This window comes from Burkholderia cepacia complex sp. TUM26381 (assembly GCF_057439935.1).
Genome location: NZ_CM172006.1, coordinates 2,757,299 through 2,769,716 on the forward strand (window position 1 = coordinate 2,757,299; position 12,418 = coordinate 2,769,716).

Here is a 12,418-nt window from a genome sequence, read left to right on the forward strand (position 1 = left end):
GCATCGTCACGGCTTACGGCCCGTCACGAGGCTATGATCGCCGAAACTCGGCACGGTTTCGATCGACACGAATCCGGCGTCCGCGAGCAGCGCTTCGAGCTCGCGCGCCGAGTACTGCTCGCCCTGTGTCCACCCGAGCATCATCAGGCTGTATGCGGGCGCCGCGAGCGGGCCACGCTTGTCGTCGCGGTAAAGCACTTCGTGCAGCACGATGCGGCCACGAGGCGGCAACGCGTCGAAGCTCTTGCGGGCGAGGAACGCGTTGCGCCCGGCTGGCCAGTCGTGAAAGATATTCGAATAGAAATGCAGGTCGGCGTCCGGAAACGGATCGCACCACATGTCGCCGGGATGCAGGGTCACCCGCGCCTGCCACGGCGGCGCGGCAACGAAGTGCGCGGCCAGTTCGCACCCGGCCGGCAGATCGAAAAGCGTCGCGCGCAGCGCCGGCCATGCCGCCAGCGCCCCCTTGATGTGCGCGCCGGAACCCCCGCCGATGTCGAGCATGTGCCGATGCGCGCCGAGATCGATGCGCGTCGGCCACACGGGCGCATGCGACGCGCTCAGGCTCTCCATCGCACGCATGAAGCGCAACCCGAGTTCGACCTGCTGCTCATGCGTGCGGAAGATGTCCGCATCGCCGTACGCGCATGGCGCGTCGCGTCGCAACGCGGCCTCGAGCCCGGCCACCGAGAACGTCTCGGCGTTGTCGTACATCAGGTCCCAGAACGCGCCGAAGTACGTCGGACTCCGTTCAAGCAGCAGGTCCTCGCCGAGCGACGTCAGCGCATAGCGATTGGCGTCGCACCGCACGAAACCCAGCGCAACCGCGAGATTCGCCAGCGCCTCGGTCGGCCGGCGCGCGAGCCCGAGCGCATCGCCGAGTGCGGCGACGGTCGCAGGCCCCTCGTCGAGGTGGCGAAACAGGCCGAGCCGGTGCGCGATCAGCATCGCGGGTCCGACGAACAGGCCGCGGGCGATATCGTATGCGGCGCGGTCGTCGTGACGCGGCAGCGCGGCACTCATGGCAGGCTCCGCGCAACCGGCACGATATCGGCCCCAGCCGCGGCCATATCGATCTGCGTCGCCGCTTCGTGCGTCCACGCGGCAAACGCACGGAACACACGATCGACAAGCGCGATGCAGCGCGCGCGGCTGTCGCCGCCCAGCGCGATCGACGCCAGTTCCGCGTGTTCGCCGTTCTGCAGGTGGCCCGACTCGAGTGCGAAATGAAACGCCCCGAGGTAACGCAGCTCGCGCCCCGTCTGCGCACGCACCTGCGCGGCCACATGCGTCGTCAGCGAAAACAGCACGTTGCCGGTTTCCTCGATCGCTTCGATGACGGCAAGGCGCTCGACGCCGTCCGCGTCGCCGACGATCGCGCACAGCTCGTACATCAGCAGACGGCTACGATGGGTGTGCTCGCTCCACAGCATGCGCAGCGTATCGATCAGCGTCGTCGCATCGTTCCAGCCCAGCGTCTCGACATCCTCGAGAAACCACGGCCAGTGATGATCGTCCTCGCGCGTATGCGCGTTCACGCGCGCCTGGTACGCGTCGGCCGGCGGCTCCGCACGCAGCACGTAGCGATTCAGGTCGCCGAACGCCATCACGAAGAACATGAAGCCGCGCACGAACTCGAGCCGCACGAGCGGCGGCAGGCGATCGTCGCGCAGCCGGTCGAACAGCGGAAGATTTTCGTAGTCCTCTCTGTTCCGCCTCACATGAGCCAGTACCGCTTTCATCGGCGTGCTCCTGCGTGACGCCATCGACGCAGACGTGACGCGTCCGGCCGGCCGGACGCGCGCCCGCCGATCATGCCGCTTCCGTGCCCATTGCGTATCGTTGACGAAATCGAAACGCCCGCGCGTATTGCGTCGAACGCCCGCTCGGCGCCGGTCACGCGAACGTGATCAATCTAGAATGATTTGAACGATTGTCAAGGATAGGTGCACAAACCGCACGCAGCGGAATCAATCGGCGCGGCGCGCCACACTGTCGCGCGCCGCGGCCGCCGTCACCGTTGACTGAACCACCGGTCGAAGCGCCGCGTGTAGTTCAGGTCGACGCCCTGGAACGTGCCGCCGTACGCGGACACCGACCAGAAGCGCGTCAGGTTGATCGTCGCCTTGAACGCGTTGGCCGCCGATTGCAGCCCCTGCTCGAAGCCGAGCACGAACCGCTCGTTGATCGCCTTCGACACCAGCACGACCTGCGGATCGGTCAGGCCGACTTCGCTGCGGCCGACCGACACCTCGTCGAGACCGAAGGTCTGCGCGACGCGCTTGCCGGTCACGCTGCCGAGCAGCCCGAGCGCCGCGGTCATCGCACCCTGCTGGCCGACGTTGTTGCCCTGGTCGGTGCCGTGCCCGAACAGCAGCCACGACAGCTTTTCGTTGTCCGTGACGTTCGGCTCCGACACGAGCTTGACCGTCAGCGACTGGATCGTGCCCGTCACCTGCACGCCGGCCTCGACCTCCTGGTTGCGCCGCATCGCGAGGATGTTGACGCCCGGGTTCGACACGGGGCCGTTGAACGTGAAGAAGCCGTTCTCGATCGCGAGCTTGCGGCCGAACGACGTGTACGTCGACCCTTCGGTCACGCGCACGTTGCCGACCGCGCGCAGCGGCACGCCCGGCGCGCTCATCACGGTGATCGTGCCGCGCAGCCCGAGATCCGCGCCGTGGCCCTTGAAGCGGAAGTTGTTGCCGAGGCCGATGTCGATGTTCGCGCGCGGCGCGAGCGACGGCGCCGGCTTGTCCTCGACCGGCTTCGGCTTCGCGACCGCGGTGCCCGTCGGCGTCTCGCCGCGCACCGTGCCGTCCGGCTGCACAATCACGACGTCGTCGGACAGGTGCGGCGCCGATTGCTCGGGCAGGTCGAACAGCGCGCGATCGACGACGAACTTGCCGTCGATCGACAACGCACCGCGCGGCCCGTCGTTCGCGACAGTCGCCTTGCCCGACAGCGACAGCTTGCGGTCCGGCGCCGCGAACAGCTCGAGCTTGTCCGCGACGATGCTCGCGGTCAGGTCGGGCGCCTCGCCGTCGAGGCGCACGCGGCCGAGCGCGCGCAGCGTGCCGTCGCCGCCGTGGAACTCGACTTGCTGGAATTCGACGAGGTTGTCCGACAGCTTCACGCGCACGATGCCGTCCTTCAACTGCACGCCCTGGTCGATGAGCGTCGCGGACAGATCGTCGCCCGTCAGCATCCCCGACAGGTTCGGCTTCACCGGCGTGCCGGCGACCGTCAGCTTCAGCGCCGCGCGTCCGCCGAGCAGGTAGCTCGGCCCGAACAGGTTGCCGGTCGTCTTCAGCGCGGGGATATCGGCGTCGATGCGGCCCGACAGCGGGCCGTCGTTGACGACGCCGAACACGCCGTCGCGCAGCGCGAACGGCACCGTGACGTTGGCGTCGAGCGTGCCGATCCGGCTCGCCTTCGCGAGCGCCGTCACGTTGAGCCGGTTGCCGGGCGTGAAGTTCGCGCGCGCCGACAGGTCGGTCAGCCCGAGCGACGCGATGCCGCGCCCGCTTTCGATCGTGACGTCGCCGCCGCGGCGCTTCACCTGCACGTAACCCGTCGCGTTCGCGCCGAGCGAGAAATCCCAGTCGGCATCGAGCACGACGTCGGTCCGCACCGGCGGCCGCTGGCCGGTCAGCTCCTGACGAACCTCGAGGAAACGTGCGACCGACGCGCCGCTCACCGAACCGGCCGAGCGCATCTGGCCGTGATCGAACACGAACGACTTCAGGTCGATCGCCGCGCCTTCGAGCGTGAGCCGCGTCGCGCCGAGCGTGACGCGACCGGCGCCGGCCGATACCGTCAGCGGCGCCTGCAGTGCAAGCGCCGGTGTGCCGCGGTTCGCGAGGCGCGTGACGGTACCGTCCCAGCGCATCCCGTCGCGATTCTCGACCACGCCGCCGTTCGCCGCGAGCGTCAGGTCGATCACGCGGCCGCCGGCCATCCCGAGCGCCGATGCATCCAGCGTGTGCTTCGCGCGCGTGCCGTCGAGGTTCGCGCGCAGCGATTTCAGCTTCAGCGAACCGAGTGCGATATCGGACGCGTCGGCCGTGAACACGAGCGCGCCGTGCGCGCCGTCGCGGATGTCCGCGCGGCCCTGTGCCGTACCGATCCGGTTCGAGCCGACGACGACGTGCTCGGCCTTGTAGGTAGCCGTCACGTTCGGATGCGCGAAGCTGCCGGTCAGGTCGCCCTGCGCCTGCACGAGCCCTTCGACGCCGAAACCGAGCCGGTCGAGCTGCGGCGCGTCGACGACGAAGCGCAATCGGTCGCCGGGCGCGCCGAAGCTGCCGCGCAGGTCGACGTGGTTGCCGGCGATCGACAGGGTCGCATTGCTCGGCAGGATCCGCGAGCCGGCGAGTTGCACGACGCCGGCACCGGTCAGCGGCACGCCGTCGTACAGGCTGTCGCCGAGCTTGAACGTCGCCTTGGTCGACACCTGCGGCGCGAACGCGCCCGATGCCGTCAACGTGCCCGACACGCGCGTCTCGCCGCGCGTGGCCGATGCCTTGGCCGCCTTGGCGGGTGCCTTGCCGCCGCCGGCCTTCGGCGCACTCAGCGCGGCGAGCAGCAGCGGATCGAACGTCGTCAGCGTGGCCTTCGCGTCGTAGCTCGAATGCGCGTCGTGACGGAACACGCCCGTCAGGTCGATGCGGCCCTTGCCTGCCGTCACGCGCGCGTCGGTCAGCACGGTCTGTTGCGGCGTCAGCGCGACTTTCGCGCGCGCGCCCAGCGCAAGCTTCGGGTCGTTCAGGTTGAAGTCGACGGTCGTCACGTCGCCCGCGAGCGTCACACCGAGCGGGCCGCCGAGGCGCATCGGCCGGAGTTCGGCAACGAACGCGTTCAGGTCGAGGTTCGCGACCTTCAGGTCGAAGCGGCCCTTGCCGCCCTTCAACGTGCCGTTGCCCGTCACGCTGCCGTCGCGGATCAGTTTCAACGCGAGATCGTCGATCCGCTGCGCGTGCGCGTCGAGAAGCACGCTCGCATGCGCGTCGATCACCGGCAGCAGATGGTCGCCGAGCGTGCCGGGCTTGGCGTTGACGATCGACACCGGGCCCGTCACCGCGAAACCCTTCGCCGGCGCGGAGCCGGCCGGCGCGGTCACCGGCGCGAGTTCCGCCCGCACCGCGAGATCGGCCATCGGTGCGCCGGGTGAAAGCGCCTGCGGGTTCACGTGGTCGAACGCGAGCGACGCGCGCGTGAGCGGCACCGCGCCGAACGGCGCGGCCTCGACGTGTGCGCGCCCGTTCAGCTTCATCCCGCTCGCATTGACGTCGGCGACGAGCGCCTCGAGCGAGCCCGACACGCGCGCCCGCGCGTCGACCGGCTCGTCGGACAGCTTGCCCGCGTAGGTGGCTTCGCCCGTCAGCGCGAACGGCTTTACCCCTTCGAGCTTCGCGCGCGCGGTCAGCGCGCCGTACGGCGTATCGACGCCGTCGAGCACGAGTTCATGGTGACGGCCGTCACTGCGGCCGTTCAGCGCGATATGGTCGAGCTGCGTCGTCGACCCGCCGTCGTGGATTGCCAGGTGATCGACGCGCAGGTCGTCGATGCGCAACTGCAGCGGCAGGCTCAGGTCCTGCGGCGTCGTACTCGGCGTCGACGGCCCCGGCGGGATGCGCACGTCGATCGTGCCGGCGCGAAGATAGGCAATGGACAACCGCCACGGCGCGCGGGTCAGCGCCCAGCGGCCGTCGAGCCGGTCGATGCGGATTTCGGTCCCGGTGCCGTCGGGGCTCGTCCACGCGAACCCGCGCAACCGCACGCCGGTCGCGAGCGAGCCGCCTTCGAGCGTACCCGCGAGCCGCGCGCCGAGCACGTGCCCGGCCACTTGCCACGCGAGCCGCGTGCCGCGCTCGGTCATCACCGCGCCCGCCACGAGCCCCGCTGCCAGCACGACGAGCAGCACGACCGTCGCGAGCGTCCACGCGACGACGCGCACCGCGCGGCCGCGGCGCGGCGCGCGCGGCGGCGTATCGGGCGCGCCGTCGGGCGAGTCCGGATCGTGAGGCGGCGGCGTGTCGTTCGGGTCCTTCGTCATGCGGTTCGTCGTCGAGGAAGCGGTACGGTCAGAATGCGATGCCGAGCGTCAGGTACGGGCGCACGCTATGGTTGCGCAACCCGTATGCGACGTCGACGTTGATCGGGCCGACGGGGCTGCGCCAGCGCGCGCCGACGCCGACGCCCGGGTAAAACACGCGCTCGCCCCACGCATCGGTCGCGGTGCCGATATCGAAGAACGTCGCGGCGCCCCAGTCACGGTTGAACCAGTGCTGGTACTCGGCCGTGCCCGTCATCAGGTACTTGGTCGGCAGCACCGAGCCGTCGACGCTGTTGCCGATGCTCTGGTAGCCGTAGCCGCGCACCGAATTCGAGCCGCCCGCGCGGAACAGCAGCGACGCGGGCACGCCGGTCGAGCTGCCGCCCGTGAACACGCCGCCGAGCTCCGCGCGGAACACGAACAGGTCGCGCTTGCCGACCGGCAGGTACTGCTGGCCGCGCGCGTAGCCGCGAACGAAGGTCTGGTCGGTCAGCACGCCCTTGACCGCGAAGCCGGCCTCCGCGTGAATCAGGTTGCCCGAGCGCGGAAACAGCGGATCGTCGACGTTGCGGCGCGTCCATGCCCATTGCGGCACGAGTGCGCGGCTCGTGGTCGGCCCGGCGCCGTTCTGGTCGAGCCGGTCCTGGTAGTACATCAGCGAATACGAATAGTCGATGAACTGGCCGGTGCGCGTGCGCTGCGCGCCGATCCGCGCGCTGTAGATGCGCGTATCCGACACGTTGGTGTTCGTGTACGACGCGAGCACGCTGTTGGTCCAGCCCTTCTCGCCCGGCGGCATCGACAGTTGGACCTGCCCGTACTGCTGGATCTGGTCGAGCCGGCCCGACACGGTCAGCGGCCACGCGGCGCCGAACGTGTCGAGATACGTATAGGAGCCCTGCACGTGCGGCCCGGTGTCGGTGGCAAAGCCCACGCCGCCACGGATGTTGTTGTACGGGAACTCGCTGACCTTCACGTGCACGGGCGTGCGCTCGGGCTTCGCCGGATCGTCGCCGACGTCGATCGCGACGCTCGCGTAGTACGGCGTGTTCTGCAACTGCCGCTGCAATTCGGCGATCCGCTGCACGTCGTAGATCTCGCCTTCCGATAGCGGATTGACGTTCGTGACGATCTTCTCCGGATAGCGACGCACGCCATCGACATCGACCTTGCCGATCGTAAACGTCGGGCCGCTGTCGAACGTCACCGCGAGCGTGGCGCGCTGCGTGCGCGGATCGATGCGCGCCTCGGACGACACGATCTTCGCGCCGATGTAGCGGCGCGCCTGCAGTTGCCTGAGCGCCGCGCCCTTCGCGCCGTCCCAGTCGGCCTGCGTGAACGGGTCGCCCGGCTTCAGCGAGAACGCGAAACGGGTCGCGGCCTCCTGCTTCGGATCCTCGGTGTCGACGGGCCCCTTGAACGTCAGGTCGACCGTCGACACGACGGTCTGCTTGCCGGGATCGACCGCGATGCGCACGTCGCGCTTGCCGTCGCGCGTACGCACGTCGGTGCGCACGACCGGCGAGAAGTAGCCGGCCGTCGCGGTCAGGTCGCGCACCTGCTGCGGCGTGGCGGTCACGAGGAAGTCGAACTGGTCGTCGCTGATGTCGTCGCGCTTCGCGAAGCGCGCGATATCGAGATGCGTCTTGAGGAGCTTGCGGATCGAGCGCGGCGCGTCGATGTCGACGTCGTACTTCGCATGGGCCGGCAGCGCGAAGAACGCGACGAGGCAACCCGCCAGGGTCGTCCGCGCGACACGGGCCGCGGCGCCGGCGCGATCGCGTACTGCGCGCGGGCCCGCGTCGTGCGCCGTGTGTGCTTGCTGGTTCGACTGCCCCGCCAAATATGACCTCGCCGTCCTGGATTGTTACGGTTTCGTGGAAAACCCTGTATTTGACCACAGGGCGCGGACGCCAAAGCCAAACGAATGTGAAAGAGTGCTAGGTCCGGCACGACCGCCGCACGATGCCTGTCGGCACCGGCCCGCGGATTCGACGCGCGATTGGCGCCGGCTGTTCCCCGCGATGCGGTAAAATCCCGCCATCGCGAATCCGGCGCATCGTGCGCCGCCCGAAACGGAAGATCCAGCCATGCCGTACCAGTCCGACGTCACGCAGTTCCTGAACCAGCTCAAGCAGCAGAAGCCGACGCTCGAAGATGAGCAGCGCAAGGGCCGTTCCCTGCTGTGGGACAAGCAGCCGATCGACCTCGAAGAGCGCGCCGAGCAGCAGGAATCGCGCGTGAAGCAAACGTCGTACGTCTACTACCAGAACTTCTGACGACGTGAGCGCCGCCGACGAGGCCAGCGCCGCCCGGCAGGACGACGCGATCGCCGCGCCCGCGGGCGCCGATTCGACGCCCGACACGGTCGACGGTGTCGCGGCGTTCGCTCGCCTGTACGGCGAGCCGCTCTTCAAGCTGCCGCAGGATCTGTACATTCCGCCCGACGCGCTCGAGATCTTCCTCGAGACGTTCGAAGGCCCGCTCGACCTGCTGCTGTACCTGATCCGCAAGCAGAACTTCAACGTGCTCGACATCCCGATGGCGCAGGTCACCGCGCAATATCTGGGCTACGTCGATCAGATCCGCACGTCGAACCTCGAGCTGGCGGCCGAGTACCTGCTGATGGCCGCGATGCTGATCGAGATCAAGTCGCGCATGCTGCTGCCGGTCAAGAAGGCCGACACCGGCGAGGAAGCGGAAGATCCGCGTGCCGAACTCGTGCGCCGGCTGCTCGAATACGAGCAGATGAAGCTTGCCGCGCAGCGGCTCGACCAGTTGCCGCAGCTCGGCCGCGATTTCCTGCGCGCCGAGGTGTACATCGAGCAAAGCGTCACGCCGCGCTTTCCCGACGTGAATTCGGACGACCTGCGCGGCGCGTGGGCCGACGTGCTCAAGCGCGCGAAGCTCGTCCAGCACCACAAGATCTCCCGCGAGGAGCTGTCGGTGCGCGAACACATGAGCCTGATCCTGCGCCGGCTGCAGAACGCACGCTTCATGGAGTTCGCCGACCTGTTCGACACGTCGCGCGGCGTGCCGGTCGTCGTCGTGAACTTCATCGCGATGCTCGAGCTCGCGCGCGAATCGCTCCTCGAGATCACGCAGGCCGAGCCGTTCGCGCCGATCTACGTGCGCCTCGCGTACCTGCCCGCGTAACGCCCGCCCCGCCGCTTCCCGTTCCCCGCTTCATCCCGGCGCTCGCCGCTTCGCCGTCTCGCCGCGGCGGCTGGCCGTCCCGCGGGTTTCCGGCACGCCCGGCTAAAAAGTGAACGATCGTTCTTTTATCGATGCGTCCGGCGGCCAAATCCTCTACAATCCGCCGACGCCCGATGCGCCGCCCGCGCGCCGGCGTTCTCCGCTTCGACCCCGACGCCGCTGCTGCGGCGCCAACGCGCGCCTGCGCGAGGAACCCGCTACCCGATCATGAAAGTCATCAGCTCGATCCATGAACTGCGCGACCAGCTGCGCGGACAGAACCGCACGGCGTTCGTGCCGACGATGGGCAACCTGCACGAAGGGCACCTGTCGCTGATGCGTCTCGCGCGCCAGCACGGCGACCCGGTCGTGGCGAGCATCTTCGTCAACCGGCTGCAGTTCGGCCCGAACGAGGATTTCGACAAGTATCCGCGCACGCTGCAGGACGATATCGAGAAGCTGCAGAAGGAAAACGTGTACGTGCTGTTCGCGCCGACCGAGCGCGACATGTACCCGGAACCGCAGGAATACCGCGTGCTGCCGCCGGACGATCTCGGCGGCATCCTCGAAGGCGAATTCCGGCCGGGCTTCTTCACCGGCGTGTGCACGGTCGTGTCGAAGCTGATGGCCTGCGTGCAGCCGCGCGTCGCCGTGTTCGGCAAGAAGGATTACCAGCAGCTGATGATCGTGCGCCGCATGTGCCAGCAGCTCGCGCTGCCGGTCGACATCATCGCCGCCGAAACCGTGCGCGACGAGGACGGCCTCGCGCTGTCGTCGCGCAACCGCTACCTGTCCACCGACGAGCGCAAGGAAGCGCCCGAACTCGCGAAGACGCTGCAGCGCATGCGCGAAAGCGTGCTCGGCGGCGAGCGCGACCTCGGCAAGCTCGAGCAACAGGCCCGCACGCACCTGGCCGAGCGCGGCTGGGCGCCCGACTACCTGTCGATCCGCCGCCGCGCGAACCTGATCGCGCCGAGCGCCGCCGAACTCGAAGCCGGCGAGCCGCTCGTCGTGCTCGCGGCCGCGAAGCTCGGCGCGACGCGCCTCATCGACAACCTGGAAATCTGACGGGCGGCCCGCCCGCGCCTCTCACGACGCATCACGGAGACACCATGCAGCGCCACATGCTCAAATCGAAGATCCACCGCGCGGCGGTCACGCACTGCGAACTGCACTACGAAGGTTCGTGCGCGATCGACGAAGACCTGCTCGAAGCCTCGAACATCGTCGAAAACGAACGGATCGACATCTGGAACATCAACAACGGCGAGCGTTTCTCGACGTACGCGATCAAGGGCGAGCGCGGCAGCGGGATGATCTCGCTGAACGGTTCGGCCGCGCGCCGTGCGCAGCTCGGCGACCTCGTGATCATCGCGGCGTTCGCGATGGTCGACGAAGCCGAACTGCAGGCCGGCTGGAAGCCGAAGCTCGTGTTCATCGACGACGGCAACAAGATCAAGGGCCACCGCGATCACGTGCCGACGCAGAACTGGACGTAATCCGGCCGCCGTTCATGCGCAAAGGGCCGGATCCCGTAATGCACGGGATCCGGCCCTTCTCATTTCGCCCCGCGCACGCGCGGCGGCTGCACGCTCAGGACGCCTTGGCGACCTTCTCGGCCTTGTCCGCCTTCGGCGCACGGCGTTCGGCCCATTCGACGATCGGCCGCCACTGTTCGAGATCCTTCTCGACGCGGCTCTTCGCGACGTCCCACAGCGTCAGGCCATGCGCGGCGATCTGCACGTAGTTCTGCGTGTCGCGCACGTAGCCGAGCACCGGCAGGCCGAGCCCTTCGACGAAGCGGTGCAGCTGGTCGGACGAACGCGTGCGCGCATCGACCCGCATCCCGACGATCCCGACCTCGACGCTGCCCTTGCGCACGGCCTTCTCGCCGGCCAGGCGCTCCAGAAACTGCTGGGTCGCGAGAATATCGAACATCGACGGCTGCAGCGGCACGATCACCTTGTCGGCCAGTTGCAGCGCGAGGTTGAGGCGGGTGCCATGCAGGCCGGCCGGCGTATCGATCACCGCGTATTCGAGGCCGCGCGGCGGCTTCGACGGCGCGTCCGGGTCGAGATCCCATGCCTCGATCGGCGGCAAGCCAGCCGGCCGCAGGTCGAGCCACGCATGCGCGGATTGCTGCCGGTCCAGGTCGGCCAGCGCGACCCAGGCGCCCTGCGCCGCGAAATAGCCGGCAAGATTGGTGGACAGCGTGCTCTTCCCCACGCCGCCCTTCGGATTCGCCACCACGATCACCGTCATGAATTCCCCCGAAAAAGCCGCGCGGCGCCGGCCGCATGGCTGGCGCCGCTCGATTGCGGATACAGGGAGCGATGATATCGGCAAACGGGGTGTCACCGGAACGGGTTGCGCCGATCCGGACGCCGCTTTCGCCCGCCTTACACGCGCTGGACCGAGGCCTCCCGCGCACCGATCGCGAATGCGCCGCCACCCAGCAGGGCCTGCACGGCCAGCGTGACGGCCCAGAACGCCGGATATTCCCAGCCGCCGTTCGGCGACGAGAAGCTCCAGCCGTTCGGCAGATGTGCGGCGGTCGCGCCGAGCATGAACGGCAGCAGCACGAGCGCGGCGACGCGCACGCGGAAGCCCGAGAGCAGCGCGAGGCCGCCCGCCAGCTCGACGAGCGTCGTCAGGTACGCGAGCCAGCCCGGCAGGCCGATCGACGCGAAGAACTGCGCGGTGCCGGGCAGCGTGAAGACGAACACCTTCTGTGCGACGTGAGCGAGATACAACACGCCGAGCGCGACACGCAACAGCGTCGCGGCGAAATCGTTCAGGCGATTGGCGTTCATGGCGGATTCCTTCGTGAGTGGATGACAATGGATCGCACTCTATTCGAATCATTTCAGCCGATAAACACACCAATACGCTTTAACTGATTCCCACCAAGAACGAATAACGCCAAAAAAGGGCATGACCGATCATGCCCGTTGCGATGCTTCAGTAACCGCTCTTGCCTTGTGTGGCGTCGCCGGAGCCGGACTGGCCGCCCGGCGCGTACGAATCGCACGCGTGCGCAACCGCCGACGCGCCCAGCAGCGCCGCGAGCAGCACGCTCCACCACCATCGAGCCTTCATCGTCGCACTCCTCCAGGCGGACCTCCGCCCTCCTCTGTTGTACGCGATCGGGCGGAAAAAGCGAGC

At 68.4% G+C, this 12,418-nt stretch carries 11 protein-coding genes; 4 read left to right on the forward strand and 7 right to left on the reverse strand.

The genetic code is table 11. The features are described from left to right. Nucleotides 1-6: 6 nt before the first annotated feature. The 4 genes from ACWMMN_RS12945 to ACWMMN_RS12960 all read right to left on the reverse strand — a co-directional run bounded on the left by ACWMMN_RS12945 (nt 7) and on the right by ACWMMN_RS12960 (nt 7,901). On the reverse strand, nt 7-1,023 hold the full coding sequence (locus ACWMMN_RS12945) for a methyltransferase (protein ID WP_256085184.1): 1,017 nt from the start codon (nt 1,021-1,023) through the stop codon (nt 7-9). Further along, on the reverse strand, nt 1,020-1,742 hold the full coding sequence (locus ACWMMN_RS12950; RefSeq protein ID WP_174992949.1) for a hypothetical protein: 723 nt from the start codon (nt 1,740-1,742) through the stop codon (nt 1,020-1,022). Before ACWMMN_RS12950 ends, ACWMMN_RS12945 begins: the two co-directional genes overlap by 4 nt. 272 nt (nt 1,743-2,014) lie before the next feature. Further along, on the reverse strand, nt 2,015-6,058 hold the full coding sequence (locus ACWMMN_RS12955) for a translocation/assembly module TamB domain-containing protein (protein WP_486422730.1): 4,044 nt from the start codon (nt 6,056-6,058) through the stop codon (nt 2,015-2,017). A 28-nt stretch (nt 6,059-6,086) separates the two neighbouring features. After that, entirely contained in the window at nt 6,087-7,901 is a 1,815-nt protein-coding gene (locus tag ACWMMN_RS12960) for an autotransporter assembly complex protein TamA (RefSeq protein ID WP_059233461.1), read from the reverse strand. Nucleotides 7,902-8,148: 247 nt separating this feature from the next. Between ACWMMN_RS12960 and ACWMMN_RS12965 the strand changes: the two genes are divergently transcribed. The 4 genes from ACWMMN_RS12965 (at nt 8,149) to panD (ending at nt 10,752) form a co-directional block, all read left to right on the forward strand. Beyond that, nucleotides 8,149-8,337 carry a DUF3460 family protein gene (locus ACWMMN_RS12965; RefSeq protein WP_011352889.1) on the forward strand — a complete coding sequence of 63 codons (189 nt, stop codon included), beginning with the start codon at nt 8,149-8,151 and terminating at the stop codon, nt 8,335-8,337. Nucleotides 8,338-8,341: 4 nt separating this feature from the next. Continuing rightward, on the forward strand, nt 8,342-9,214 hold the full coding sequence (locus ACWMMN_RS12970; protein ID WP_059233460.1) for a segregation and condensation protein A: 873 nt from the start codon (nt 8,342-8,344) through the stop codon (nt 9,212-9,214). Nucleotides 9,215-9,481: 267 nt separating this feature from the next. Further along, nucleotides 9,482-10,321 (forward strand): pantoate--beta-alanine ligase, encoded by an 840-nt coding sequence (gene panC, locus ACWMMN_RS12975; RefSeq protein ID WP_059233459.1) that lies wholly within the window; start codon nt 9,482-9,484, stop codon nt 10,319-10,321. A 44-nt stretch (nt 10,322-10,365) separates the two neighbouring features. Then, nucleotides 10,366-10,752 carry an aspartate 1-decarboxylase gene (gene panD / locus ACWMMN_RS12980; protein ID WP_031398432.1) on the forward strand — a complete coding sequence of 129 codons (387 nt, stop codon included), beginning with the start codon at nt 10,366-10,368 and terminating at the stop codon, nt 10,750-10,752. A gap of 94 nt (nt 10,753-10,846) precedes the next feature. Here panD and ACWMMN_RS12985 read toward each other — a convergent pair whose 3' ends face one another. The 3 genes from ACWMMN_RS12985 to ACWMMN_RS12995 form a co-directional block, all read right to left on the reverse strand. Further along, on the reverse strand, nt 10,847-11,515 hold the full coding sequence (locus ACWMMN_RS12985; RefSeq protein ID WP_174992951.1) for a ParA family protein: 669 nt from the start codon (nt 11,513-11,515) through the stop codon (nt 10,847-10,849). A 137-nt stretch (nt 11,516-11,652) separates the two neighbouring features. Beyond that, the gene (locus ACWMMN_RS12990) at nt 11,653-12,066 is read right to left on the reverse strand and encodes a DoxX family protein (RefSeq protein ID WP_486422731.1); all 414 of its coding nucleotides are present in this window, start codon (nt 12,064-12,066) and stop codon (nt 11,653-11,655) included. Nucleotides 12,067-12,214: 148 nt separating this feature from the next. Further along, a complete protein-coding gene (locus ACWMMN_RS12995; RefSeq protein ID WP_174992953.1) occupies nt 12,215-12,352 on the reverse strand; it encodes a hypothetical protein in 138 nt (45 codons plus the stop codon). Nucleotides 12,353-12,418 lie beyond the last annotated feature (66 nt).